This is a genomic window from Pseudoalteromonas sp. Hal040 (genome assembly GCF_037162425.1).
GTDB lineage: Bacteria > Pseudomonadota > Gammaproteobacteria > Enterobacterales > Alteromonadaceae > Pseudoalteromonas > Pseudoalteromonas gelatinilytica.
In genome coordinates this window covers 320,567-345,483 of the sequence record NZ_JARLUU010000002.1, presented here as the reverse complement: position 1 = coordinate 345,483, position 24,917 = coordinate 320,567, and the positions used below count along the sequence as shown (strand labels likewise).

Annotated in this window: 27 protein-coding genes and 1 pseudogene; 18 read left to right on the top strand and 10 right to left on the bottom strand. The window is 40.2% G+C overall.

What is annotated here, in order from left to right; all coding sequences use genetic code 11:
• The first annotated feature begins 91 nt into the window (after nucleotides 1-91).
• Together P4S60_RS19260 and P4S60_RS19255 are read left to right on the top strand one after the other, a co-directional pair.
• The gene (locus P4S60_RS19260; RefSeq protein ID WP_337117134.1) at nucleotides 92-1,003 is read left to right on the top strand and encodes a LysR family transcriptional regulator; all 912 of its coding nucleotides are present in this window, start codon (nucleotides 92-94) and stop codon (nucleotides 1,001-1,003) included.
• Nucleotides 987-1,295, top strand: a complete 309-nt coding sequence (locus P4S60_RS19255; RefSeq protein ID WP_054562368.1) for an MGMT family protein — start codon at nucleotides 987-989, stop codon at nucleotides 1,293-1,295. Before P4S60_RS19260 ends, P4S60_RS19255 begins: the two co-directional genes overlap by 17 nt.
• Here the strand turns inward: P4S60_RS19255 and trhA are convergent.
• Nucleotides 1,292-1,921, bottom strand: coding sequence for a PAQR family membrane homeostasis protein TrhA (trhA, locus tag P4S60_RS19250; protein ID WP_337117133.1), 630 nt, complete (start codon nucleotides 1,919-1,921; stop codon nucleotides 1,292-1,294). The genes P4S60_RS19255 and trhA overlap by 4 nt on opposite strands.
• Nucleotides 1,922-2,179: 258 nt before the next feature.
• Here trhA and P4S60_RS19245 point away from each other — a divergent pair, with 258 nt between their 5' ends.
• The 16 genes and pseudogenes from P4S60_RS19245 (at nucleotide 2,180) to P4S60_RS19170 (ending at nucleotide 13,390) form a co-directional block, all read left to right on the top strand.
• Nucleotides 2,180-2,458: a hypothetical protein gene (locus P4S60_RS19245; RefSeq protein ID WP_063707548.1), complete on the top strand. Its 279-nt coding sequence runs from the start codon at nucleotides 2,180-2,182 to the stop codon at nucleotides 2,456-2,458.
• A 220-nt stretch (nucleotides 2,459-2,678) separates the two neighbouring features.
• Nucleotides 2,679-3,257 carry an LON peptidase substrate-binding domain-containing protein gene (locus tag P4S60_RS19240; RefSeq protein ID WP_337117131.1) on the top strand — a complete coding sequence of 193 codons (579 nt, stop codon included), beginning with the start codon at nucleotides 2,679-2,681 and terminating at the stop codon, nucleotides 3,255-3,257.
• Between the two features lie 62 nt (nucleotides 3,258-3,319).
• Nucleotides 3,320-3,943 (top strand): sigma-70 family RNA polymerase sigma factor, encoded by a 624-nt coding sequence (locus P4S60_RS19235; RefSeq protein ID WP_054562364.1) that lies wholly within the window; start codon nucleotides 3,320-3,322, stop codon nucleotides 3,941-3,943.
• Nucleotides 3,936-4,586: a ChrR family anti-sigma-E factor gene (locus P4S60_RS19230; RefSeq protein WP_337117130.1), complete on the top strand. Its 651-nt coding sequence runs from the start codon at nucleotides 3,936-3,938 to the stop codon at nucleotides 4,584-4,586. Before P4S60_RS19235 ends, P4S60_RS19230 begins: the two co-directional genes overlap by 8 nt.
• A gap of 10 nt (nucleotides 4,587-4,596) precedes the next feature.
• Nucleotides 4,597-5,550, top strand: coding sequence for a YbgA family protein (locus P4S60_RS19225; protein ID WP_054551988.1), 954 nt, complete (start codon nucleotides 4,597-4,599; stop codon nucleotides 5,548-5,550).
• The gene (gene phrB / locus P4S60_RS19220) at nucleotides 5,550-6,941 is read left to right on the top strand and encodes a deoxyribodipyrimidine photo-lyase (RefSeq protein ID WP_337117129.1); all 1,392 of its coding nucleotides are present in this window, start codon (nucleotides 5,550-5,552) and stop codon (nucleotides 6,939-6,941) included. Before P4S60_RS19225 ends, phrB begins: the two co-directional genes overlap by 1 nt.
• A gap of 1 nt (nucleotide 6,942) precedes the next feature.
• Nucleotides 6,943-7,389, top strand: coding sequence for a nuclear transport factor 2 family protein (locus P4S60_RS19215; RefSeq protein WP_337117128.1), 447 nt, complete (start codon nucleotides 6,943-6,945; stop codon nucleotides 7,387-7,389).
• Entirely contained in the window at nucleotides 7,389-8,099 is a 711-nt protein-coding gene (locus P4S60_RS19210) for an SDR family NAD(P)-dependent oxidoreductase (RefSeq protein ID WP_337117127.1), read from the top strand. Before P4S60_RS19215 ends, P4S60_RS19210 begins: the two co-directional genes overlap by 1 nt.
• Entirely contained in the window at nucleotides 8,096-9,352 is a 1,257-nt protein-coding gene (locus P4S60_RS19205; protein ID WP_337117126.1) for an NAD(P)/FAD-dependent oxidoreductase, read from the top strand. The genes P4S60_RS19210 and P4S60_RS19205 overlap by 4 nt, the downstream gene beginning before the upstream one ends.
• A pseudogene (locus P4S60_RS19200) lies at nucleotides 9,345-10,093 on the top strand (DUF1365 domain-containing protein). The gene P4S60_RS19205 and the pseudogene P4S60_RS19200 overlap by 8 nt, the downstream one beginning before the upstream one ends.
• Nucleotides 10,094-10,097: 4 nt before the next feature.
• Entirely contained in the window at nucleotides 10,098-11,360 is a 1,263-nt protein-coding gene (locus tag P4S60_RS19195) for a cyclopropane-fatty-acyl-phospholipid synthase family protein (protein ID WP_337117125.1), read from the top strand.
• Nucleotides 11,338-11,832, top strand: a complete 495-nt coding sequence (locus P4S60_RS19190; RefSeq protein WP_337117124.1) for a DUF2878 family protein — start codon at nucleotides 11,338-11,340, stop codon at nucleotides 11,830-11,832. Before P4S60_RS19195 ends, P4S60_RS19190 begins: the two co-directional genes overlap by 23 nt.
• A gap of 55 nt (nucleotides 11,833-11,887) precedes the next feature.
• On the top strand, nucleotides 11,888-12,274 hold the full coding sequence (locus tag P4S60_RS19185) for a hypothetical protein (protein WP_337117123.1): 387 nt from the start codon (nucleotides 11,888-11,890) through the stop codon (nucleotides 12,272-12,274).
• Nucleotides 12,214-12,384: a chalcone isomerase family protein gene (locus P4S60_RS19180; protein ID WP_337117122.1), complete on the top strand. Its 171-nt coding sequence runs from the start codon at nucleotides 12,214-12,216 to the stop codon at nucleotides 12,382-12,384. Before P4S60_RS19185 ends, P4S60_RS19180 begins: the two co-directional genes overlap by 61 nt.
• Nucleotides 12,377-12,910 carry a DUF3833 domain-containing protein gene (locus tag P4S60_RS19175; protein ID WP_337117121.1) on the top strand — a complete coding sequence of 178 codons (534 nt, stop codon included), beginning with the start codon at nucleotides 12,377-12,379 and terminating at the stop codon, nucleotides 12,908-12,910. Before P4S60_RS19180 ends, P4S60_RS19175 begins: the two co-directional genes overlap by 8 nt.
• A gap of 204 nt (nucleotides 12,911-13,114) precedes the next feature.
• Nucleotides 13,115-13,390, top strand: a complete 276-nt coding sequence (locus P4S60_RS19170) for an HU family DNA-binding protein (RefSeq protein WP_337117120.1) — start codon at nucleotides 13,115-13,117, stop codon at nucleotides 13,388-13,390.
• A gap of 82 nt (nucleotides 13,391-13,472) precedes the next feature.
• Here the strand turns inward: P4S60_RS19170 and ilvN are convergent, their stop codons facing one another.
• From ilvN to P4S60_RS19125, 9 genes are all read right to left on the bottom strand, one after another.
• Nucleotides 13,473-13,970, bottom strand: coding sequence for an acetolactate synthase small subunit (ilvN, locus tag P4S60_RS19165; protein ID WP_063707505.1), 498 nt, complete (start codon nucleotides 13,968-13,970; stop codon nucleotides 13,473-13,475).
• Nucleotides 13,970-15,694: an acetolactate synthase 3 large subunit gene (locus P4S60_RS19160; protein WP_337117119.1), complete on the bottom strand. Its 1,725-nt coding sequence runs from the start codon at nucleotides 15,692-15,694 to the stop codon at nucleotides 13,970-13,972. The genes ilvN and P4S60_RS19160 overlap by 1 nt, the downstream gene beginning before the upstream one ends.
• 759 nt (nucleotides 15,695-16,453) lie before the next feature.
• A complete protein-coding gene (locus P4S60_RS19155) occupies nucleotides 16,454-17,428 on the bottom strand; it encodes a transposase (RefSeq protein ID WP_337117117.1) in 975 nt (324 codons plus the stop codon).
• 290 nt (nucleotides 17,429-17,718) lie between these two features.
• Nucleotides 17,719-18,726, bottom strand: coding sequence for an isocitrate dehydrogenase (locus P4S60_RS19150; protein ID WP_337117116.1), 1,008 nt, complete (start codon nucleotides 18,724-18,726; stop codon nucleotides 17,719-17,721).
• Between the two features lie 215 nt (nucleotides 18,727-18,941).
• A complete protein-coding gene (locus P4S60_RS19145) occupies nucleotides 18,942-20,627 on the bottom strand; it encodes a hypothetical protein (protein WP_337117115.1) in 1,686 nt (561 codons plus the stop codon).
• A gap of 18 nt (nucleotides 20,628-20,645) precedes the next feature.
• Nucleotides 20,646-21,029, bottom strand: coding sequence for a DUF3192 domain-containing protein (locus P4S60_RS19140; RefSeq protein ID WP_119852964.1), 384 nt, complete (start codon nucleotides 21,027-21,029; stop codon nucleotides 20,646-20,648).
• A gap of 71 nt (nucleotides 21,030-21,100) precedes the next feature.
• The gene (xni, locus tag P4S60_RS19135) at nucleotides 21,101-21,874 is read right to left on the bottom strand and encodes a flap endonuclease Xni (RefSeq protein WP_337117114.1); all 774 of its coding nucleotides are present in this window, start codon (nucleotides 21,872-21,874) and stop codon (nucleotides 21,101-21,103) included.
• An 11-nt stretch (nucleotides 21,875-21,885) separates the two neighbouring features.
• Complete coding sequence (gene ppnN / locus P4S60_RS19130; RefSeq protein WP_105181842.1) at nucleotides 21,886-23,229, bottom strand: nucleotide 5'-monophosphate nucleosidase PpnN; 1,344 nt, start codon at nucleotides 23,227-23,229, stop codon at nucleotides 21,886-21,888.
• A gap of 71 nt (nucleotides 23,230-23,300) precedes the next feature.
• Nucleotides 23,301-24,836, bottom strand: coding sequence for a diguanylate cyclase (locus P4S60_RS19125; protein ID WP_337117112.1), 1,536 nt, complete (start codon nucleotides 24,834-24,836; stop codon nucleotides 23,301-23,303).
• Between the last annotated feature and the right edge of the window lie 81 nt (nucleotides 24,837-24,917).

Genomic DNA, 24,917 nt, shown 5'->3' with positions numbered 1-24,917 from the left:
AAATTTGCTGCAGGATACGCTGCAAAGATATAAAATAAAAATTATTAAATTTTAGAAACAGCATAAATTTTATTTATATAGTTTGCCATTAATGAATTTAAATCAATTAATCATTCTAGATGCTATTGTGCAAAGCTCTAGTTTGAGCCAAGCCGCACTTAAATTGCATAAGACTCAACCCGCGCTCACGTTAGCAATCAAAAAGCTAGAATCAGAGCTAGGTTTTGAGCTACTAGACCGCAGTCAATATCGGTTACACTTAACAGAAAAAGGCCGTATTTTTTATCGTGAGGCCCGCTTATTACTTAATGCAAACAGTGAGTTAAGCTCACTTGCTAAAGAACTGGCACTGGGTAATGAAGCCAATTATAAAATTTGCTATGAGCAGCTTTGCCATCAAAACAGTTATAACCAAGTGATCAGCCAAACCTTCAAACGTTTTGCTAGTACAGAGTTTAGTATTTCTTCAGGCAAGCGTTTTGTATCTCTTGAGCAGGTTAATAGTCATCAGGCTGATTTAGGAATTGGCCCTTGGTTTGATTTGTTTCATGCAACAGGGGATCTTGAAAGTTTACCGATTGGTAAATTTGATATAGGTATTGTCAGTGCGCCTGATGTGGTGCCTCGTGAAATCAGCTTTGCAGATATTCAAAATTACCCGTGTTTGGCCATGTTTGAAAGCGATTTAAGTTTTGACAGTGATAGGCTTTCTTATACGCTAGGCTCTGCATTAATGAAAATTGACGATATAACCAGTGTTAAGTCGTTTTTACTTTCTGGTGCGGGCTGGGCAATGATCAGTTTGCAACATTGCCAAGCCGAAATCGACGCTGGTTTATTGCAGCAAATTAAAATTGTCGACCGTGAACACCAGTTTGGCGCAGAAATTCGTGTATTTAGACAGCACTCGGTTCATCATGGGCCTGTTGCAAGAGCTATTTGGCAAGATTTTAGCGAGGTCAGTAAACACTATTTGGAGTCGAGTCGTGCAGCAGGCAACTAAAGAAGATTTAATTTATACCATTATTTGTGCCATTCCTGAGGGAAAAGTTGCCAGTTATGGGCAAGTAGCAAAGCTTGCAGGATACCCTAATAACTCAAGGTTAGTGGGCAGGTTATTAAAAGTAATGCCCGAAGGCTCAAGCATTCCATGGCATCGGGTAGTTAATAGCCAGGGTAAAATATCGTTTCCTGAAGGCAGCAATAAGCATCTGGAGCAACGCCAAAAACTACTCAGTGAAGGTGTTACCTTTAATAAGGCTAAAATTAATATGCGCCTGCACCAGTGGGACTAATAAACATACAAGCTAATTGATAGGTAATGACAAACACAGCCAACTAACACGAATACGTGCCAAATTGCATGGCTATAATGGCGGGTTTTAGCGCTGTAAAACACTGTGCCTAAACTGTACGCAATCCCGCCAGCTAGCAACCACCATAAAGCGCTTAAATCAAGGTTCAAATAAAGTGGATAAACAAGTGCTAATGCAAACCAGCCCATTAATAAATAGGTAGCGAGAGAGACTTTTTTATTCGTGTTTTTGACCAGTAATTTATATGCAACACCACCAAGCGCTAAAGACCAAATAAACACTAAAGCAGCAATTGCCCAAGCCCCAGATAACGAAATTACCAAATAAGGCGTGTAGGTTCCGGCAATAAGCAAGTAAATCGCACAGTGGTCACATTTTTTATAAATGGCTCGTATACGCTCTCTGGTACTAGCGTGATATAAGGTCGAGGCTAAAAATAATACCAGTAGGCTTGAGCCATACACGATAGCACTCACCGTAGCTGACACAACTTTAGATTGTGAAATTAAATCCCACAGCACAAATACCGCAAACAGGACTCCCATACCGTGAGTGAGCACGTTAAGTTGTTCTTCTTGGCGTGAATAAGGGAGTTGTTGTGTCATATCTATCTACTAAAAATGAGTGAATAAAACAGTTTCAGTGTACAAGTGTGCGCTGAATTTGGCAATGCTTGTTTTTTCACTAAATGTTGGTCAAAATATTTAAATTCGTTGGTTTTATTAACCAAACCTGAATGCGGTTGAAAATTCAATTTATTTTTAAATCGTTAAAAATCAATAGATTAAAAAATATTTTCAGGGTGGCACAACCTTTGATTAAGTAATTACGACTAATTACTTAAAGAGACAAGGAATACCACTATGAATAACTCACTTAAATTAACTACTGCTGCGTTACTTGTATTAGGGTCAACTCAAGCAAGCGCTACTGACTTTGAATTAGATATCAGCAACACAATTACACAATCTGTTAAAAGCTATGTTCAACAAGCAAGCATTGAGTTGAAAGAAAGCGTAATGAACAGCATTGAGTTTGATGCTCAAAAGTTACTAGATACTTACATGAGTGAAGATGCAATTGCTTCGAAAGAAGACGAAGTAAAAATTGCTCAAGCTCCTAAAGCAACAAACAAGCAGTAAGGAAACAAGACAATGAGTAGTGAAATCAGCTTATTTTTACTTATGGTTGCACCGGTTTTGAGTTTACTCAGTGCGTATGCATCAATCGAATTATTTCGTAACGTTGCGCAATGGTTCAACTTCTAGAGTACAAAGTAGATATTAAGATTTCATGAAATATTGATCGGCGGATTAAAAACGCACGTAATTAAAGGCATGTGGTTTAAGAATAGTAGACTTTATGAAGCGTGCGATTTTTCCTTTACCGGTTTTTATTTTACCTGAAGGGTTCACCAAGCTAAGAATTTTTGAGCAGCGTTACTTAACGATGGTCAAAGAAGCTGTGCAAGATAATACAGGTTTTGTGCTGTGCACTTACCAACACGACACAGATCTTAACTTGCCAGAAATGGGTTGTTTAGTGCAAATAACCGACTTCAATCAAGATGATAATGGTCAATTATTAATTGATGTTTATGCTGAGCATGCAGTGTCTATGCACAACGCTATTCAAGATAAGCAGCAACTTCGCCATGCTGACATCGAACTAATTACATCACCTTCATGGTACGTAAGCACGCCAATTAATGACGAAAACACTTTATTGAGTGACACACTTCGTGCTGTATTTGCAAATCAGCCGGATTTAGCAGGCCTATACAAAGCCCCACAATTCGATAACCTTGCTTGGGTTGTTGCCCGTTGGCTTGAAATTTTGCCTATATCGTTAGTTAAAAAACAACAACTTGCTTATAAATCTAACTTTGAAAACTTGCTAAGTTTCCTCCATACTCTAATCAACAACGAATTTACTGATTAATGTGATCTAACATCAACTTTTTGCCGTATTACTTCTAACGACAATAATTGGATGACATAAAGATGGTAAGTCAACAACTTCAAACAGGTTGTAAACCTAACACAGGTCAATACTCTGCCATGCCAGATACTCCAAGCAAAGAGCTTGCTGATGCTTTATTTGCTGTTGCTGAGCACCGTGATAAACGTGCGTTTGCAATACTTTTCCAATATTTCTCACCAAAAATTAAACGTTTTGGAATAAAGCAGTTCGGTTCTGAAGCACAAGCGATGGAATTAGTTCAAGAAACACTCACTTCAGTTTGGCGTAAAGCACACCTTTACCATAAAGAAAAAGGTGCAGCGACAACTTGGGTATACACAGTAATGCGTAATGCATCTTTCGATATGCTTAGAAAAATGAAGAGCAGCAAAGAAGAGTGCATTAGTGAAGATATTTGGCCATTGATTGATGAAGCCGAGCCGGGCCAGCACGAATTTAGTGACCACTTAGAAGATAAACAGATCAAACAATACCTTGATAAATTACCCCTTGCGCAACGTGAAGTTGTGCGCGGGGTGTACTTTCAAGACATGTCGCAAGAACAGCTTGCTGAGCATTTAAATATTCCCGTAGGCACAGTGAAATCTCGTCTTCGCTTAGCCTTGCAGAAGTTACGCAATGAAATGGGAGATCACCATGATTAAGCACCATCCTAGCAACGAATTACTTGCCAAGTTCAGTGAAGGTAATCTACCTGCCACTTTGAGTGTTGCAGTCGCTATTCATGTTGAAATGTGCCCTGTGTGTCAAAAAGAACTCGTCGCGCTTGAAGCAAAAAACGCTGACAATGTATTTACTGAATCATCTACCGACTTGGATGATATGTTCGATAAAACACTTTTTGATGCCATCATCGCTGATGAATCAATTGATGAAGTGTACGAGCAAGAACAGGTGTCGGTTGATGTTAAAGATAAAACCTACACTTTACCTAGAGCACTTACACGCATTGGCCACAGCAATTTTATGCAAATAGGTAAACTTGCCCGATCACGTATTGATTTAGAAGATGGCCCATTACGAGCAAGCCTGCTTCATATCGATGCGGGTGGTGAAATACCTGAGCACACTCATACTGGATTTGAGCTCACTTTATTATTAGATGGGGAGTTTAGTGATGAAGACGGACACTATGTACCGGGTGACTTTATGATGTTAGATGGTCGTCACAATCACACACCAAAAACGATTGAAGGGTGCTTGTGCTTTACAGTTGTTAGTAGTGCCCTACACTTCAATAAAGGTATTAGTAAATTACTGAACCCAATTGGTAATCTTATCTATTAGTAGAGTTTATATGCAGCAATCGACAATTAAAATTGGTTTAAGCGCCTGCTTAGCAGGCGACAAAGTTCGCTTTGACAGCGGGCACAAAAAATCTAATTTTTGCATGGATGAGTTGGCTAACCATGTTGAATATAAAAAGTTTTGTCCTGAAGTAGCGGTAGGCCTGCCAATCCCTCGGCCAACTATTCGTCAAGTGCGTGTTGGCGATACTATTAAAGTGTGTCGCCCAGATGGCACTGGCGATGTTGGCCCTAAATTAACAGAATACGGCAAACGTGTTGCGACAGAACAAACTGCAGAATTAAGCGGTTTCGTGTTTTGCGCAAAAAGTCCTAGTTGCGGAATGGAACGTATTAAAATCTACAACGAAGCGGGTACAGGCAATACTTCAGAAGGGGTGGGTTTTTTTGCAGAGCAAATAATGGCACATAACCCATTGTTACCATGCGAAGAAAACGGTCGTTTAAATGATATGCACCTTCGCGAAAACTTTGTAATGCGTGTTTATACCTACAAGCACTGGCAAACATTAAGCGAGCAACCACTCACAGTACATAGATTGACTCAGTTTCATGCCCAATATAAGTACTTATTGATGGCACACAATTATGAAGCTTACCGTAGTCTAGGAAATCTACTTGGCACTTTTGATGGCGAAGATATCCAAACTTTGGCTGATGAATATATTTTAGGGTTAATGACAGCCCTTAAAAAACCAGCTTCACGTAAAAATAACGCAAACACATTAATGCATTTGCAAGGCTATTTTAAAAAATCGCTTTCTAAGATTGAAAAGCAAGAACTACGTGATGCCATTGATGAATATCGCCAAGGCTTAGTGCCACTTTACGTACCTCTTACGTTAATTAAGCATCATTTAAAAGTGCACCCAAACGAGTATCTTGCTAAGCAAGTGTATCTTGACCCCTATCCGAACGAATTAAAACTACGCTACGGAATTTAATGAATACATTATTTTGGTTTAGGCGCGATCTGCGCCTTTTTAATAACGACGCCTTGTATAAGGCAATCGAAAATGGTTGTCGAAATGCGGTATTTTTTATTACTGAAAAGCAATGGCAAAAGCATGATGTCGCTGCTATTCAGCTAGATTTATTAAAGCGTAGGCTTAGCTTCTTGGGAGAGCTTTTAGCAAGTAAAGGTATTGAACTACATATTATTGATGCAGCCAATTATGCTGGTTGTGTTGAGAAATTAGCGTCATTTTGCGAGCAACATCAAGTAAAAAATGTATACGCCAACAACGAATATGAGCTTAACGAAGTAAACCGAGATAAAGCCTTTTTACAGCACGCTGATAGCAAAGGGATTGCTTTTTATGCATACGACGGCGATGTAATTGCACCGCCGGGAAGCATCAAAAATCAAAGCGGCGAAATGTTTAAAGTATTCACGCCATTTAAAAATGCATGGCTAAAAGTTTATCAAGACACCCACTTTTATTTTGCTGAACCACCGCAGATGTTTGAGCCCACTGAGTGGCAGCCAAATGAGTTATTAGCGTCAGACGGCAGCTCAGAAAAATGGCCTGTTGATGATGAAACACTCAGCCACGTTTGCGCGCGCTTTATTGAAGAAAAACTCACAACATATCAAGACCAACGAGATATCCCAAGCATTAAAGGCACCTCGGGTTTAAGCCCTTACTTAGCCCTTGGTATTGTCAGCGTTCATCAATTATTGGCACTGATCCAGCAGCGCCATCCTGATGTACTACGCAGCAGTAAGAGCAATTTATTTTGTTGGGTTAACGAATTGATTTGGCGTGAGTTTTATCGCCATCTTATCGCGATTTATCCAAACCTAAATAAGTACGAAAATTTTAACGACAAATACAACGCTGTGAAATGGCGTGATGATGACAACGACTTTAAAGCATGGTGCGAAGGTAAAACAGGCTACCCGTTAGTTGATGCTGCAATGAGGCAGCTACTGCAAACTGGCTGGATGCATAACCGCTTACGCATGGTGGTTGCGAGCTTTTTAACCAAGCATTTATTAATTGATTGGCGTAAAGGCGAGCGTTTTTTTATGCAGCACCTAATAGACGGCGACCTTGCATCTAACAACGGTGGCTGGCAATGGGCTGCAAGTACGGGGTGTGATGCTCAGCCGTATTTTCGAATTTTTAATCCTATCACCCAAAGCGAGCGATTTGATCCAGATGGTGAATTTATCCGTAAATATTTACCAGAGCTGGAAAAAATACCTTCCAAGCAAATCCATTTTCCGCATGACTATTTAGCGAAACAGGGTAAGTCGAGCAGTTATTGGCCAGCAATTGTTGATCATAAAGCCGCGCGAGAGCGAGCGCTAAACGCATTTAAGGTGTGACATGGACAAGGCGATCCTTGATAGGTTTATTGATGTTTATCAAACACTCAATAAAGACAATTTACAGTTACTGGATGATATTTATCATCCAGATATTCAGTTTGCAGATCCCTTGCATGCGGTAAATGGTCTTGGCTCGCTACGTGATTATTTTAAAAACCTCTATGCCAATGTGCTTTCTTGCGAATTTGTTATCGAAGACAGCTATGTGACTGAAAATAAAGAGGGTAAAGACGACACTGCATTTATTTATTGGACTATGCATTACCGCCATCCAAAGCTAAACAAAGGCCAAGCGATTTCGGTTGCAGGCCACAGCCTTTTAAAATTTGCTGGCGATAAAATAATTAATCATCGCGACTATTTTGATGTAGGCGCTATGCTTTATAGGCATATTCCGGTTCTTGGCTCAGCTGTGAAATACATCGACAAAAGAGCGAGTGCATAATGACGACATTAATTACAGGTGCAACCTCAGGTATTGGCGAGTCATTAGCAAAGCTTTATGCAGATAATAATGAGCAGGTCATTGCATGCGGTAGAAATACAGAAAAGCTTGCTAAATTGAGCCAGCATCAAAATATTGAGTCTTGCCAATTTGACGCAATAGACCTTCAAGATATTCGTTCGAGCACAGTGGCTTATACACAATTTGACCGGGTTATTCTCAATGCTGGCAATTGTGAATACATTGATGATGCTCGCAATTTTGACAGCAGTTTGTTTGAGAGGGTGATCACGACCAACTTACTCAGTATGGGCTATTGCCTTGAGGCGTTATTACCAAAAATAAAGCCCGGTGGTCAGCTGGTGATCGTAAGCTCTAGTGTGACTTATCTACCCTTACCGCGCAGCCAAGCATATGGTGCGTCTAAAGCGGGTGTAAGTTATTTAGCCAATAGCTTAGCGGTTGATTTAAAAGATATCGATGTCACTTTAGTTCACCCAGGTTTTGTTAAAACGCCGCTTACAGATAAAAATGACTTTCCAATGCCAATGGCTGTGAGTGCAGAAAAAGCGGCAAATTATATTTATAAAGGGGTCGAGAAAAGGCGCAAAGAAGTGCACTTTCCGCACCGTTTTACCTTCATTTTAAAATTTTTAAGAATGCTTCCTACGCCACTTTGGCTGAAGCTTGCAAAAGGATTATCACGTTGAAAAAAGTGGCTGTTATTGGATCTGGCATAGCGGGTTTAAGCTGTGCGCACCTATTGCATAAGCACTACGATGTAACCGTATTTGAGAAAAACGACTACATAGGTGGCCATACTGCAACCATAGACGTAAAAGTTGATGGCATTGAGTACGCTGTTGATACAGGCTTTATTGTCTTTAACGACCGAACTTACCCATATTTTGAGAAGCTACTTAAGCGCTTGGGTGTTGAGCGTCAGAAAACCCAAATGAGCTTTAGTGTGCATAACGAACAAACCGGCTTTGAATATAACGGTCATACTTTTTGGAGTTTATTCGCACAAAAGCGCAATATCTTTCGTCCTAAATTCTGGAAACTATTAAAAGATATTGTGCGTTTTAATGATGTGTGTAAATCATTGCATGCGGAACAAAATTACAAGGAAAATCAAACCCTAGGCGAGTTTTTAGACGAGCATAAGTTTAACGAGTTTTTCCGTTTTCATTATATCTTGCCGATGGGCGCAGCTATTTGGTCAACAAGCATTAAAGAAATGGCGCAAGTTGGCGTAGAGTTTTTTGTTAAGTTCTTTTATAACCACGGTTTGTTGGATATCACTAATCGCCCGCAGTGGTATGTTATTCCGGGTGGCTCTCGCGAATACATTAAACCTATGATCCAAGGTTTTGCTGATAAAATTCGTTTAAATAGCAATATCAGCTCGGTATCTCGAAAAGATGACAGTGTGCATGTTCATTTTGATGATGGCCACAGTGAATCATTCGACAAAGTTGTGTTTGCTTGTCACTCAGATCAAGCTTTAAAGCTGTTATTAGATCCGACTGAAGACGAAAGAAACGTTCTTTCAGCCATACCGTACACGGCTAATTCAGTGGTACTACACACCGATACTACACTGCTACCAAAACGCAAAGCCGCATGGGCGAGCTGGAATTATCTGTTAAATAACAACACAGACAAAGCCGCAGTGGTGACTTATCAGATGAATATTCTTCAAGGCATTAAGAGCAACACGCAATTTTGTGTCACGCTTAACCACCTTGATGGCATTAATAAAGATAAAATTTTACGCGAGTTTACCTATCATCACCCGGTATTTAATAAGCAGTCGATTGCCGCTCAGCAGCAAAAAAGCTTGATTGACGGTAAAAATAATAGCTTTTTTTGCGGTGCTTATTGGTACAACGGCTTCCACGAAGATGGTGTAAGAAGTGCTGTAAACGTGGCAAAACAGCTCGGAGTCGAGTTTGAATAGCGCCATTTATGTAGGTGATGTTCGTCACAGGCGCTTTGCTGTAAAAGAGCATCACTTTAAGTACCCGCTTTATATGATGTGGGTTGATTTAGCTAAGCCTGACGAGCTTAATGGAGTTCATCCTTGGCTTGGCTTAAGTGGTTTTAAGGCACTTAAATTTAATCAGAGCGACTACTTTAATTATCAAACCGATATGCAGTTGCCACTCAAGCAGCGTGCACTTAACAAAATTAAAGAGCTTGGCATCGACGATGAGTTTGCCCATGTTTTTATGCTCGGACAGGTGCGCTGTTTAGGAATTTATTTTAGCCCAGTTAATTTTTTCTTTTACCAAACCAATAATGGCGAGTTCACTCACATGCTTGCTGAAGTAAGCAATACGCCTTGGAATGAACGTCATTATTATGTCGTACCCCTTGAAAAAAAGTGAACTTTAAAAAGGTTTTCTCCGTATCACCTTTCATGAACTTAGATATGAACTATCATTGGCATATTAGAATGAATTCTGATAACACCATGATTCATATTGAAAATAAAAAAGACGACACACTTTTGTTTGATGCAACCCTGCGTTTGCAAAAGCACCCTCTCACTAAAGAGCAGGTTAGTGCCGTGCTTAAACAGTTTCCGGCGATGACGTTAAGTATTTTCAAGGGTATTTACCTTCATGCTTTGAAGTTGTTTTGCAAACGTGTGCCATTTATTGGCCACTCAGGCAAACAAGAGAATTCAACTAGGTGATGTGATGGAAAAAGTATCAAATTTAACACAAGCCCAAACGACCGGCTGGATGACAAAACTTTATAAAAAACTGGTAATAGGTGCATTCAACAGTATCAACATTGGTTGCATTACCCTTAAAGAGGGTAATCAAAAAGAGCAATTCGGTGACATAACTAGTGATTTACACGCAACGGTTACAGTAAATGATGCTGCTATGTATAAGTCATTTGCTCTATCTGGCAGTGTGGGTGCTGGAGAGGCATATATTCTTGGCTATTGGGATTGTGACAACCTAACTAAACTTATTGAAATATTCGCTTTAAACCAAGATCAGCTAGATGCATTCGAGAAAAAATTTGCCTTTTTAAGTGGCATTGCGCACCGAGTTAATCACATTAAAAATAAAAACTCAGCAAGCGGTTCAAAAAAGAACATTGCGGCGCACTATGATTTAGGCAACGATCTATACAGTGCTTTTTTAAGTGACGAAATGTTGTATTCATGTGCTGTGTACCCTTCAAAACAAGCTAGCCTTGAACAGGCCCAAGCGCACAAACTAGCATTGATTTGTGAGCAGGTTGATTTACAACCAGGTGATTCGGTGATTGAGATTGGCACAGGGTGGGGCGCCTTTGCGATTTATGCGGCAACGCATTTTGATTGCCATGTAACGACGACCACCATTTCTGACGAGCAACATGCCTATGTTGAACAAAAGGTTAAAGAGCTTAACCTTGAGCATAAAATTACTTTATTAAAGCAGGATTACCGACTCTTAGAGGGCAAGTACGATAAGCTTGTGTCAATTGAAATGATTGAAGCTGTTGGGCATGAATATTTGCCTGGCTTTTTTGCAAAATGTCAGTCTTTATTAAAAGACAGTGGTGCAATGCTTATTCAAGCAATCACCATAGCTGATCAGCGTTACAGCCATTACCTTAAAAATTCCGATTTCATTCAGCAGTACATCTTCCCAGGTGGCTGTTTGCCTTGTTTAGACGAAATGAATAAGCAAATAAAGCAGCAAACAGACATGGTTATGCATAGTGTAAAAGATATTGGTGTTCACTATGCAAGAACACTGGCTGATTGGCGTGAGCGCTTTGTCGCTAGCTGGCCTGAAATAGATAAGGTCAAATTTGACCAGCGATTCTATCGTTTATGGTTATTTTATTTAGCTTATTGTGAAGGTGCGTTTAGAACCCGTGCTATAAGTACTGTTCATTTAGTTGCCCGTAAACCTCGTTTTGGTCATTCTGGCGATGATATCGCGCTCGATTATTAATTTTGCTTTGTTTCAAGGGGTATGGTTTATGGCCTTACTCCTTGAACATGATTCTCTGATACCCGCTTTAGCTGTTGTCGTTTTGATGATTTACCTATCAAAGCAACGCCAGCAAGATAGTTGGCTACTCTTATGTGGCTTGCCGCTAGCTCTAGGCTATGAATGGCTTGCCAGTAGTTTAAACTTGCTTGCCTTTAAAGAGAGCCCATTTCCCTTATGGCTTGCAGTACTTTGGGCTGCACTGCTTTTAACCATTAATACTTCGATGCAGTTTCTACAAAAGCTGCCCTGGTATATTGCATGGGGTGTTTGTGTATTATTTGCTCCTGCTAGTTACTACGCTGGAATGCGCTTTGAAGTACTTAATACTGACCTTGTTCTTTGGCAGTTTTGGCTGGTGTACGGTTTGGGTTGGGCAAGTATGTTTATGGCTATAATCGCTATTAATAAGCAATTTTTAGCGGCTAAATGATCAGGTTTAAGTGGTATTTCGTAGTGTTTATTAACACGACTTTAAGGGTTATTTGATGAAAAAATCACTTAATTTAAGTTTATTTGCTGCGTTATTGTTCACTGCAGTTGTGTATGCAAATGGCTTTAAAACAGTGGGCCAAGCCAAGATGGAGTATCTGTTTTGGGATGTTTATAACGCTAAATTAGAGACCCCATCGGGTTCGTATCAGTTTGGCCAACACCCCAGCAAACTTACACTCACTTATTTGCGGGATTTCGATGCGAAGGACATCGTCAAAGCAACCAACGAGCAATGGCAACATTTAAAGCTCAATGACATGGTAGGTACTTACGATAACCAATTACTAGCCCTTTGGCCTGATATCAAAAAAACGATTCGTTGTCGTTTCAAACAAACGAACAAGGAATTGGTACTTTTTACTTTAATGACAAAGAGCTAGGGCAAATCGATGATAAAAGATTCGCTGACAACTTCTTAGCAATTTGGTTAAGCGCCGATACGTCTGAACCATCACTTCGTAAACAGCTTATTGGAGGGAAACATGATTAAGCTCAAAGCACTCTTTATTTTCGCTATGGTACTGTTAATTACCAGCTGCTCTGCGCCAGATGTTGATTATTATCAAGGAACTGAGCCTAAGTTTGACTTTAAGCAGTTTTTTAGTGGTGAGCTCAAAGCCTACGGTGTTGTACAAGACCACAAGGGCGAGTTAACTCGTAAGCTGGTAGTTGACATGCAAGCATCTTGGAACGGCAATCAGGGAGTGATTGACGAGCAATTTGTTTATGATGATGGCGAAACACAAACGCGTGTTTGGTACATCACCATTAATGATGATGGCAGTATCACAGGGACAGCATCAGATGTGATTGGCGAAGCAAAGGGTGAGAGCAATGGAAGCGTGTTCCATTGGACATATTCTGTCGAGCTTCCATATGATGATAGTACTTTAGTGGTAAATTTTGATGATTGGATGTACTTGGTAACACAATCACGCTTGATAAACCGTACCGCTATTGATAAGTTTGGTTTTGAGGTCGGGGAAGTTACCTTGGTTATCGAGAAAATTGAATGATGGTTTGGCTATCATAATATTTTGTGATGGAAGTTAAATTAAGTCTTTATTAATACTGATGTCACTAACCTTGTGATTGATAGTTAAATAGTAGTCATTTTTGAATAAATTACGTAAAAATAGCAATTTGCTGTTGCTAACTTCTCAAAAATGCATAAAGATAGGTTTTGCGAAGGCAAAATAATAACGAATAGGAATCTAACAATGAATAAAGCTCAATTAGTTGAAAAAATTGCTACTGATGCAGAAATCTCAAAAGCGGCAGCAACTCGTGCACTAGATGCATTCACTGGCGCAGTTACTAGCTCTCTTAAAGAAGGTAACTCAGTAGCATTAGTTGGTTTCGGAACTTTCTCAGTAAAAGAGCGCGCGACGCGTACTGGCCGTAACCCACAAACTGGTGCAGAAATCCAAATCGCAGCAGCAACTATCCCAAGCTTTAAAGCGGGTAAAGGTCTTAAAGACCAAGTTAATCCTTAATAGGGTAACTTACTAATTATTGAAAAAAGGGCTTATAGCCCTTTTTTTGTATCTGGCGTTTTGTTGCAATAGCGAAAAAGGCTTATGCCTTTAACGCTTTATCACCACGTCCAATGCCAACTGCACCTGAACGTACAACCTCAATAATGTCTGATTCGTGACGCAGGGTATCAAGGAAAGATTCAACCTTTTCTGTGCTCGCTACAAGTTGCAGTGTGTAACTGTGGCGACCCATATCTAAAATAGCCCCTTGGAACACATCAGCAACACGTGTTACCGCTGCACGAGTGGTTTCATCTTGGGCAAAAACTTTCACCAATAATAGCTCACGTTCGATATGCGCCATTTCGGTTAAGTCAATAATCTTTAGAACATCTACCAGCTTGTTCACTTGCTTGGTGATTTGCTCAACGATGCGATCATCACCCATGGTTGTAATGGTAATACGCGAAAGAGAATGATCGTCAGTCGTGCCAACAGTCAGACTATCGATGTTGTAAGCGCGCTGTGAAAACAAGCCTACAATGCGCGATAACGAGCCAGGTTCGTTTTCTAATAAGATTGATAAAATACGGCGCATTATGCTTTTACTCCTTTACGTAACCACATATCATCGACTGCCCCTAGCTTGATTTGCATTGGGTAAACATGTTCTTTTTCATCTACACAGATATCTAAAAATACCAGTCTGTCGTTAATAGACATGGCTTTTTCAATAGCAGGTTGAAGCTCATCAATATGATCAACGCGAATACCTACGTGGCCATAGCTTTCTACTAATTTTACGAAATCAGGAAGTGATTCCATGTAAGAAGATGAGTGACGACCAGAATACATCATATCTTGCCATTGGCGCACCATGCCCAGTGAGCGGTTATTCAATGACACAACTTTTACTGCTAAATTGTATTGTAAACATGTTGATAGCTCTTGAATGTTCATTTGGATTGAACCATCACCCGTCACACAGATTGACTCTTTTTCAGGGAAAGCAAGCTTCACGCCCATTGCCGCAGGTAAACCAAAGCCCATGGTGCCTAAGCCACCAGAATTAATCCATTGGCGAGGGTGTTTAAACGGATAATACTGAGCTGCAAACATTTGATGCTGACCTACATCAGAGCTAATGTAAGCATCTCCATTGGTTGCTTTGTAAATTGCCTCGATAACGGCTTGTGGTTTGATCTTATCGCCATCAGTGCTGTAGCTTAGGCATTTTTGTTCACGCCAGCTAATAATTTGACGCCACCAGTCTTCTTGTGCAGAACGATCAATTGAAATAGGGCTCTTATCAATCGCCGTTTGTAACTGCTCAAGCACTGTTTTCAAGCAGCCAACAACCGGGATGTGCGCTTTAATTGTTTTAGAAATTGAGGTTGGGTCAACATCAACATGAACAATCGTGGCATTAGGGCAGAACTTTTTAACGTTATTCGTTACCCGATCATCGAATCTAGCGCCTAAAGCCAAAATAACATCAGCATTTGCCATGGCTTTATTTGCCTCAAGGCTACCATGCATACCTAACATACCAATAAAGTTAGGGTGAGTACCGCTGATACCACCTAGACCCATTAAGGTGTTAGTGATAGGTGCGTTTAATGATTCAACCAAGTGAGTTAGTTGCTCAGAGGTATTTGATAGAATAATGCCGCCACCTGAGTAAATAACCAACTTTTTAGCTTCTAAAATAGCGTTCACTGCTTTACGAATTTGTTTTGAGTGACCTTTAGTATTTGGGTTATAAGTTCGAAGCTCAGTGGTTTTTGGAAATTCGAATGGGAACTTTAGCTCAGGATTAAGCATATCTTTTGGTAATTCAACCACAACTGGGCCAGGGCGGCCTGTGCTGGCTAAGTAGAAAGCTTTTGCTAAGATGGCAGGGATCTCTTTTGCACTTCGACAGTTATAGCTGTGTTTTACGATAGGGCGAGAACAACCAACAATATCAGTCTCTTGGAATGCATCATCACCAATTAAACCAGTAGGAACTTGGCCAGATAACACCACCATTGGAATAGAATCCATATAAGCAGTCGCGATACCAGTAATACAGTTTGTAGCCCCAGGGCCTGAAGTTGCAAGCACCACACCGACGTCACCGGTAGCACGGGCATAACCATCAGCCATATGAGTTGCGGCTTGTTCGTGACGTACTAGGATATGTTCAATATCTTCTTGTTGAAATAACGCGTCGTATAAATCAAGAACAGACCCACCAGGGTAGCCAAAAATATACTTAACATTCAATTCTTTAAGTGCCCGAACAACTAGTTCGGATCCATTGTATTCAGTTGTACTCATCCTCATTCCTCTGTGTGTGCAAGCATAAATGCATAAAAAAACCCCCGCATATGGCGGGGGTTTTTTAAAAAGCGTGCTTTCACCTTTTAATAGCCTCCCGCTGGGCTTGTAACTAAGACCAGTACGAGAACGTTGACGACTAAAAGGTGACGGCGAATATTCATTATTTTTTAATTTTCTTCTAAAAAATGCACAGCCGACTAGATGGCTGCTGTTTAAAAAATGTTAGGAGTATTTTTAAGCGTTTTGGAAACTGATGTCAACCGCAAAAGTGAGTTTTTGCATTAATTTTTCTATATTTTAGTTTTTTGATATTTTTGTTGCACCCGTTTGCTTGATTGTCATTATTTTGGGGTGGAACTATGCATTGAATTGTTCGTGTGACAAATTGCTAACTATACCAATAGATAATGCATTTACGTTATTGCCTTGCATAACTTAGCTACTATCAGAATCGGTTTCTTTTTTATAATTAGACACCCACTTTAACACCTCGCGATGATACGCGTGATTAATTTTTAGAAAGAGAGCCAACTTATTTTTAATAAGATGCAGCTTAAGATAAATGTAAATTATTAAGAATAAGTTGAATTGCTTGGAAAGTAGTGATTTTTCATTGTCATCAATTAAATTTCAGCCTTATGTGCTGAAATGTTCTTGAGTTTTGCACATTGGAGAGTTCTAGTTGCATAAGCGATTTTGCCTCTCGAATGAAAAGGATAGGATCCGTAAGATTGATTTCGAGTGTAGAATGCTCATTTAAGCAAATAAGGCTAAGCTATTAGCTATAGAGCTTCTTCGTTTTCGTTTCATATGATTTGTATAAGCTGTGATTGCTTGTTCTTTACCTGCAGTATTTTTAAATGAGCGGGTAAAGGAAGTGGTGAGTGTGAGCCAGTTGTCAGTACAAATATTTAGTCTTTCAAGTATTGGTAATGCCTCTTCTGGTATTTTCCCCGGCTTATCATCTCGAATTGAGCGGCCAGTCCAATCAACAAGTTGCAGGTATGTCTTGAGTTCGAATGGTAGTCCCTTAGGCATATGTTTACGTGGTTTACCTGCAAAGCGCATAAGTGATTTTGGTTGCTTATTATTTTGAGCTGCATTAATTCTAGATTTAATACTGGTGTAGTCAGATTCTTCTGGTAAATCAGCCGCTTTTGCTCTTACTGGGTTTAAATCTACATAAGCGAGGCAAGCAGCAAGTGCTGCTTCATCAAGTAAAGCTTGTGATTTAAAGCGACCTTCCCAGAACCGTCCTTTGCATTCATCTTCTTGGTTCGCTTTTCTTGCAATACTTTCATTAAGCACGCGCATAAACCAACTGATACTGCTGAGCCGCTCACGATATAAATTTACTCTGGTATTAACCGCAGAAAGCTCTGCTTGTGTTAGCAATTCTCCATTTAAGAATCGTTGGCATAAGAATGTACTTTTAAATAACTTGTGCCACCTAATCAGAAGCGCTTTATTATTCAAACGCTTTGTTTTTGCTATATCGATGTGAAGGACCAAATGCGTGTGGTTACTCATAACAGTGTAGGCGCAAATATCAATACAAAATATCCTGCCAAGTTGAATAATTTTGTTTTCAACCCAATCGCGCCGGTGTTCATATGAACGGCCAGTTAGTGGATCTAGTCCGCACAAATAAGCGCGACGAACACAGCGTGAAATACAGTGATAGTAGGGTGTGTTTGAAACGCTAATTAAGTTTCTACGTGGGGTTGCCATGCTCTTCTCCTCCATGAGTTGAACAATTTAAGTTTAGCCATAATTTAGATAAGTGAGAAATATTAAGTTGGATGTCTATTTAGTCTTGTGGAAGAGCAAAGGATAAAAATGGGTGTCTATTTATGTGTAGTTATGTTTTTAGATCTTGTTAGATTCTTTTTAGATAAAAGTGGATGTCCAAATAAGAATCCAATAATGTAGGGCAACAAAAAAGCCAGTCGGAGACTGGCTTTTGATAAAGAGGTGTTTAAGGGTTATGTGCTTCTAATAAGCCTTAAACAAGAGTTCTCTTATAGACGCTCAATTACAGCTTGAGTGAAGTCTGTAGTACCATGGCTGCCGCCAAGGTCGCGAGTTGTACGGTCGCCTGTTTTGATAACATCAGCAACAGCGCCGCGGATACGCTCTGCAGTGTCAGCCATACCTAGGTGCTCTAGCATTTGGATAGATGCTAAGATCACTGATGTTGGGTTTGCAAGGTTTTTACCAGCGATGTCTGGTGCGCTACCGTGTACAGCTTCGAAGATAGCTGCATCTTCACCAATGTTTGCGCCAGGAGCCATACCTAGACCACCAACAAGACCAGCACATAGGTCAGATAAGATGTCACCGAATAAGTTTGTAGTAACGATTACATCAAACTCATCAGGAGTCATAACTAGTTTCATACATGTTGCATCAACAATCATTTCAGTTGATTCGATTTGTGGGTAACGCTCAGCGACTTCACGTGCAACTTTTAAGAATAAACCAGATGTTGATTTAAGGATGTTAGCTTTGTGTACAGCCGTTACTTTTTTACGACCTTCACGAACCGCTAGTTCGTATGCAAAAGTGACGATTTTTTCAGCACCTTCACGGGTGATTTTTGACATAGCTTCTGCTTCGTTACCATCTTCAGAAACAACTTGGCCAAGACCTGAGTACATACCTTGCGTGTTTTCACGAACTGTAATGATATCGATATCGTCGTAACGAGCTTGCGTACCTGCGAATGATTTAACAGGACGAACGTTTGCATAAAGGCCAAACTTTTTACGTAAAGTTACGTTGATTGATGTAAAACCTTCACCTACTGGTGTCGTTAATGGACCTTTTAAAGTGATCTTGTTACGCGCGATTGTGTCGATTGTTTCTTGCGGAAGTAACTCACCAGTTTTTTCTAGGGCAGCAAGGCCAGCATCAACGAATTCATAATCAAAATCGCAACCTGCAGCTTTAAGGATCTCAAGTGCTGAATCAATAATGCTAGGACCAATGCCGTCGCCTTTGATCACTGTGATGGTTTGTTTAGCCATTTACTTTTCCTATTTATGAGTAGATAAACACGTAAACTCGTCGCGAAATAGCATGCGATTTACTTGTTAGAAGGTTTACGTGGATGTGTTTGAAAATTTAAGCGGCTTTTATAGCAATTTATTCAGCTTTTTGCCAGTTTATCCTGTGAATACTGACTATAAACAGACTAAAGTTCATATTTATTTAACGTTTTCGCACTTTTTAACAACACATTCTAAAAATTGTCTGCAAATTGACAGTTTTTCAGATATGCATAAAAATCTGCTTTTGAGTGCCAACCAGCAGCCGATAAACTGTCGAAAATAATCTGTTCTTGCCAACTACTAAACAGCGCCTTAGGCTGAAAAACGTAATAGGTAAATAGCTTAATCGCGATCCAATGCTTTTCGTTGATATCAAGCTGTTGTTTCTTTTGTTGCTCACTGCTAAGTAAATGCTGTGTCCAGCTATTGTCACCAATCAGTTGATTTAAATACTCTGTCAAAGGAGCCTGATCCAGGTGGTTTACTCCAAATAAACAGGCAAGTGGTGGGCTTATTACCTGCTCTTCGGCCTGCTCAAATACGGTTTTGCGAGAAAGGCTCGTTGCTTGATGCTCGCAAAGGTATAAAACATAGGCATATAAAGGTAAAGTAACCTGCTCAAATTGAACGGTCTCTGAGTGTTTAAATAGCGCCTGAATAATTCGCACCATATTTTCTAGGCGTTTAGAAATATGCTGAAAAAGCGGGTGCGATGTGGTTGCAACCAAACGCTGAAACAAGACTTTTTGAATAATCGCAGGGGCGTTATCGTATCCGACCATAGATAAACAATGGCGCAAGTCTTTAGCTCTTTGCTGCTCTTTATTATAAGGTTTAGAGGCAACGGTGAGCTGGGTAATCAATTCAGGGTAGGGGCTTAAAAGTTTATTTAAGCCACGAAAGCTATATTCCTGTGATACTTTTAACGTGCTAATTAACTCTAAATAGTGCTGCCTACGCTGCTGATTAAGTGGTTGTGACTCAGCAAAGTTAATGTTTTCACTAAACCATACTGTGTATAGCAAACGAGTGTCTTGGCAAGGTCTTTGTTTATCAAATATGGTTAGATTGGCCTTAAAGCGATGCCAACGAATTTTTTCAGGGCGGCTGGCATCAACCAATATATGGCGGCCATGTTCATCTGTGGCTAAATAAATAAGTACTTGTTCGGCGTACTTTACTTCACTGGCTGGAATATAAGGGCCAATATGTGCAATCAGTGCTTTTATTGCATTTTGAGCAAACTCGTTCGGTGTCCGTAAATAAATATCAGCTAAGGCTTTATGAACACTAATGTGACCACCTGACTCGCGATAAGTCGTATTCATGGCAATAATATTAGCCAAAGCAACTAGGGTTGTTGCGCCATCGTAAATCATAATTTTTGGCGCGCTTAATAGGGCTTGCTTATATTTATTTAAACGCGCTAATAAATGCTGAATCGAGAGTGTATGTGGGCCTGAGTCTTTTAGCAATTTTGCTGCTAACTGATGGCGACATTGCCAAAGCTTTTTATCTTGAGGGGTCAGTGCCTGACCTGCGGCCAATTTATTACTTTGGGATTGCACGCAAAGATAATTTGCTAAACAGCAGCAAATAATTTGTTCACTAATAGCTTGGTTGTAGTTAAGACTACGACACAATATGCAAGCTATAACACATTGGTTTACGACTAAATTTGTGGTGTAGCCGTGGTTTGATACATACAGGCTTAGTTGCGCTTGCATCCCTTTTGGGCAAGCTTGGTATATTAGGTAATACCGCTCAGCAAGGTTACTTAATAAAGGGAAAATTTGTGACCATTTTTGCTTTTGATGATAAAGCTTAAGTAGCTGGTGCGTACTATCAAATAAGCGTGCCAATTCCCGTGGCGTCACGTTTTCCATCATAAGCGGTTAGGTTTCTTGTTGATAGCTTTCATAGGCACTTGGCCCCCATAATACCAGCTGACCATTTTTAAAAAGTAGGCCTGTGCATTCATCTATGGTGGTTATCCCATCAGATTTAACATGCTGAGTGCGGTAAAAAATAATCTGCCAAACATTGTCTTCGACTCGTTTAGCATAGGTTAGATCGGGGCTGCCTAAATAATCAAGCACCGCATTAAGGTTTTCAGGCTTATCAATCGTTAGTTTTGCGATGTAGCGTTTATTAAAAGCTTCACGGTCTTGCCAGATCATGGCTTGCGGATCATCTTTATAAAAAGTGATCACGAGGGTTGCTATCAGTGCATAAACACCTAACCCAAGTACCAGATATTGGAAAACCTTTTTAAACATGTGTAACTCTATAAAACTAACGCGAATTTTCAGTATACGCTCAGTTAGCAAACTGTGCTACGAGATTGCGACTAATTGAGCCTTAACTGCTTTAAACTAAAGCCTAAGTTAATATCGGTACGCAGCATAACGAGGTTTTTTGATATCACAAACATATCCATTTCTGAACTCAGCTTGCGTTTTAGAGTTGGGTTGAGCTCATCATCGTTAATGGCTGCTTCTATTGATTCATAATCATTTATTAATTGCTGCGCCGACTTATTACCTATCCCTTTAACGCCCGGAATATCGTTGGTTTTATCACCAGCTAAAGCCCAAAAATCAGCAAGTCGATGCTTTGGTACATCAAAGCGCTGCTTGATATCTTCAAGCTCAATGTATTGCTTTTTGAAATAATCAAAAATGGCAATTTTCTCAGATAAAAACGGTAAAAACCCTTTATCGGTAGATACAATCGTCGAAGCTACATTGTTAGTCGCGGCTTTGTGAGCAAGGGTGGCAATGATATCGTCGGCTTCATCGTTATCAGGTGAAAACACCACAATGCCAGTGTCTTCAATTGCTTGTTTAAAGCGTGATAAGTTTTGCTTGAGGGTGTCAGGCATTGGTGAACGTGTACTTTTGTATGCCTCGAAGTAATGATGGCGCCAGCTTTTCTCGCCATCAAACACGGCAATAGCATGAGTCGCATTACACTGCTGGCGTAATTTTTTACAAGCATGTGCCACTCGGGCACAGCTTGCTTTTATCATATGTTCTTCACTGTGATGACTCTGATTACTATCAACAGCATAGATGCGCCTAATAAGATTTAGCGCATCTATTAAAAGTAATTGGGTTGTCACATTGGCTCCTGTTAGGCTTTGATCTCATAGCAAGGAATGTACTTACTGCCGGGTAACTTCATACGGCCTTGCTCAACAAATGCTGCCAGCAGTTTGTCCATATCAGCCATAAGCGCGGGTTCGCCACTTAGCACAAAGCGGCCATGTTGCTTGATGGCTTGTAAGCCTTCATCTTTAACATTACCAGCCACGATGCCTGAAAACGCACGGCGTAAATTTGCTGCGAGTTGCTGAGTGGGTTGATCTAAATGCAAATCTAAGCCCGACATATTAGCATGTGTTGGTGCAAACGGCTGTTGGAAATCATGATCGATTTTAAGTGTCCAGTTAAAGTAATAAGCATCACCTTGGCTTTTACGGTATTCACGTACTTCAGCCATTTTGGCTTTAAGCGTTTTACCAACGCGTTCTGGGTCATCAATGATCACTTCAAACTTATCAAGTGCTGCTTTACCCAGTGTTTTCTCAACGAATTTACACAGCTCAATAAAGTAATTTTCACTTTGTTTAGGGCCAGTTAAGATCACAGGTAAACACTGCTTTTCGTTATCTGGGTGAAGCAAAATACCTAAAAGGTATAACAGCTCTTCTGCGGTACCCGCACCACCAGGGAAAATAATAATGCCATGGGCAGTACGAACGAATGCTTCTAAACGCTTTTCGATATCTGGTAAAATCACTAGCTCGTTGACAATCGGGTTAGGTGGCTCTGCAGCAATAATACTTGGTTCAGTTAAACCTAAGTAACGATTATTCGTAATACGCTGCTTGGCATGACCAATGGTGGCACCTTTCATCGGGCCTTTCATTGCCCCAGGGCCACAGCCAGTACATATATTTAAGCCACGAAGGCCAAGCTCATAACCAACTTGCTTGGTGTATTTGTATTCAACTTCGTTAATGGAGTGGCCGCCCCAACAAACTATCATGCTTGGGTCGCTATTTACTCTTAGCGCACCTGCGTTTCGCAGCATATCAAAGACCATATGAGTAATGGCTTTTTGCTCTGTTAAATCTTTTTCGTACTTTTGACAAATAAACAGAATATCGCGAATAACCGAGAAGATATGTTCATGAATACCGGTAATAATTTCGCCATCAACAAAAGCAGATTCAGGTGGGTTTTCAAGTTCGATTTTAATCCCACGTTCGCGGCTTAATAAGCGAATATCAAAGTCTTCGTATTTATTGTAAATTTCAGAGCTTGAGTCGGTGTGGCTGCCCACATTGAGAACCGCGAGCACACAGTTCCTAAATAATTTATAGCGCTCGCTGGTGGATGATTGTTCGAGTAGATCAACTTCTAGTTGCGATAGTAAATCCAGTACACCTGTAGGATTCAGTTGTTTTAACATAAGCACTCTCCCGGCTCGTCAATGAGCCTTTATCATTGTGTGTCAAAGACCTCACTTAGTAGATGAGGCCTTTATTTGCTAATGCAAACTTTATTTCGTCCCTCGTTCTTGGCTTTGTATAGTGCTTCGTCTGCACGATCAAAGGCAATCAGCGGGGTATCACCTTTTTTCAATTGGGTTGCACCAAGAGAAATGGTGATTTCTACTTGCTTATCTTTAAATTTAAACGGAATGCCTTGAATTGTTTTGCGCAGTTTTTCAAGCGGCATAGCGGCATTTTCAATCGACATTCCTGTCATTAATAACACAAACTCTTCGCCACCGTAACGGGCAATAAAGTCTGATTTACGAATTGATTTTTGTAGTGCTTTAGCAATCACTTGCAGCGTTTTATCACCAGCACTGTGGCCATATTTGTCATTGATTGATTTAAAGTGGTCAACATCTATCACCACAAAGGTAATGTCTGATTCTTGCACATTAAATAAGTTAAATTCATGACTAAAACGCTCATCAAAGGCTGCACGATTTGGCAACTTAGTTAGGCCATCGAGTAAGCTTTTAAAGCGCTGCTCATTGAGGCGCTGTTTGTAGGTCGAAAGCTTGCTTTCTAAATGACTAATGCGGCTATTAATATCGTTAAAGCTTGCAAGTAAGTTCTCGCGTTCTGCTTGTTCTAGTTTTTCTTTTGCAATTAAATCATCACTTAATGATTTTAACTCTTCTTCTACTAGCTCTTTAAGTGAAGAAATAGACGTGGCTTGCTGCGTTTGCGTGTGCAAGTTTTTAATCTTTGCTTCAATTTGTTTGTTAAGCGTTTCGTATTCAGCGCTGAGTGATTCTGAATGCTTACTGGTAGAAACAATAGAATGATGTAAATCTTCGATTGTTTGATTTAAAGAGATCAAAAAGCTTTGCGCAGATTGGCGCTCTTTACTCATATTACGCGTGACAATGCTGATAATGTTCAGCGCCGAATCAAGCAGGTCGTCAACACTATCATTATGAGTAATTTGACTTTTGATAGTCTTAATTTGCTCGGCACTTTCATCTTCAAGCACTAAGTCATTTGCTAGGGTTAGTAGCTGTCTAGCAAGTTCAGGTTTGATTTGCGCCTCAGCTGAACTTGTTGCTGCAAGCTTAGCTTGAAGGGCTTGATGATAGATCACCACTAGCTTTGAAAGTAGTGGTACAAAGTCATGATTAGACTGAATATTATTTAATTCGTGATCGAGTAAATAGCGTAATGAGCGACGGGCATCATCAGGTAAGCCTTTTACTTTTTGTAGCTGTTTACCTGCATCTGTAACGCTTTGGTTCAATTCGCGTTGCAATGTCATCTGCTTGGTTTCTTGTTGCCTTAATAGGCCAAGCACGTCATCGATAAATGGCGTCAGTAATTCAAACTTAACCCCTTTCTTAAGGGCATTTCTGAATTTAGCTAAACGATTGTCTAACTCAATGTCTAGTCCTTTACAGCTGAGCGAGAGTTTCGGCGCGAACTGAGAAAGTACGTCAACTTGATGCTTGCGCGCGTCCTCGACCACTGTTCGAGCGTCGATCGCTTGCTTTAACTTTTTATTAAGAACATCATGCTGCTGCTGCACCTAGTAATACCGCCATCAAGATTCAAATTGCTATACGTTAAGTTTACAACAAATTAATACGAAATGTAGGTTCCAAGTCAA

What these genes read in the sequence shown, in the direction of transcription:
- P4S60_RS19235 (WP_054562364.1), top strand. Translation starts at nt 3,320, where the DNA reads ATGGTAAGTCAACAACTTCAAACAGGTTGTAAACCTAACACAGGTCAA.
- P4S60_RS19190 (WP_337117124.1), top strand. Translation starts at nt 11,338, where the DNA reads ATGATATCGCGCTCGATTATTAATTTTGCTTTGTTTCAAGGGGTATGG.
- ppnN (WP_105181842.1), bottom strand. Translation starts at nt 23,229, where the DNA reads ATGTTAAAACAACTGAATCCTACAGGTGTACTGGATTTACTATCGCAA.
- P4S60_RS19225 (WP_054551988.1), top strand. Translation starts at nt 4,597, where the DNA reads ATGCAGCAATCGACAATTAAAATTGGTTTAAGCGCCTGCTTAGCAGGC.
- P4S60_RS19210 (WP_337117127.1), top strand. Translation starts at nt 7,389, where the DNA reads ATGACGACATTAATTACAGGTGCAACCTCAGGTATTGGCGAGTCATTA.
- trhA (WP_337117133.1), bottom strand. Translation starts at nt 1,921, where the DNA reads ATGACACAACAACTCCCTTATTCACGCCAAGAAGAACAACTTAACGTG.
- P4S60_RS19215 (WP_337117128.1), top strand. Translation starts at nt 6,943, where the DNA reads ATGGACAAGGCGATCCTTGATAGGTTTATTGATGTTTATCAAACACTC.
- P4S60_RS19195 (WP_337117125.1), top strand. Translation starts at nt 10,098, where the DNA reads ATGGAAAAAGTATCAAATTTAACACAAGCCCAAACGACCGGCTGGATG.
- P4S60_RS19185 (WP_337117123.1), top strand. Translation starts at nt 11,888, where the DNA reads ATGAAAAAATCACTTAATTTAAGTTTATTTGCTGCGTTATTGTTCACT.
- P4S60_RS19245 (WP_063707548.1), top strand. Translation starts at nt 2,180, where the DNA reads ATGAATAACTCACTTAAATTAACTACTGCTGCGTTACTTGTATTAGGG.
- ilvN (WP_063707505.1), bottom strand. Translation starts at nt 13,970, where the DNA reads ATGCGCCGTATTTTATCAATCTTATTAGAAAACGAACCTGGCTCGTTA.
- P4S60_RS19160 (WP_337117119.1), bottom strand. Translation starts at nt 15,694, where the DNA reads ATGAGTACAACTGAATACAATGGATCCGAACTAGTTGTTCGGGCACTT.
- P4S60_RS19170 (WP_337117120.1), top strand. Translation starts at nt 13,115, where the DNA reads ATGAATAAAGCTCAATTAGTTGAAAAAATTGCTACTGATGCAGAAATC.
- P4S60_RS19140 (WP_119852964.1), bottom strand. Translation starts at nt 21,029, where the DNA reads ATGTTTAAAAAGGTTTTCCAATATCTGGTACTTGGGTTAGGTGTTTAT.
- P4S60_RS19155 (WP_337117117.1), bottom strand. Translation starts at nt 17,428, where the DNA reads ATGGCAACCCCACGTAGAAACTTAATTAGCGTTTCAAACACACCCTAC.
- P4S60_RS19175 (WP_337117121.1), top strand. Translation starts at nt 12,377, where the DNA reads ATGATTAAGCTCAAAGCACTCTTTATTTTCGCTATGGTACTGTTAATT.
- P4S60_RS19240 (WP_337117131.1), top strand. Translation starts at nt 2,679, where the DNA reads ATGAAGCGTGCGATTTTTCCTTTACCGGTTTTTATTTTACCTGAAGGG.
- P4S60_RS19260 (WP_337117134.1), top strand. Translation starts at nt 92, where the DNA reads ATGAATTTAAATCAATTAATCATTCTAGATGCTATTGTGCAAAGCTCT.
- phrB (WP_337117129.1), top strand. Translation starts at nt 5,550, where the DNA reads ATGAATACATTATTTTGGTTTAGGCGCGATCTGCGCCTTTTTAATAAC.
- P4S60_RS19150 (WP_337117116.1), bottom strand. Translation starts at nt 18,726, where the DNA reads ATGGCTAAACAAACCATCACAGTGATCAAAGGCGACGGCATTGGTCCT.
- P4S60_RS19230 (WP_337117130.1), top strand. Translation starts at nt 3,936, where the DNA reads ATGATTAAGCACCATCCTAGCAACGAATTACTTGCCAAGTTCAGTGAA.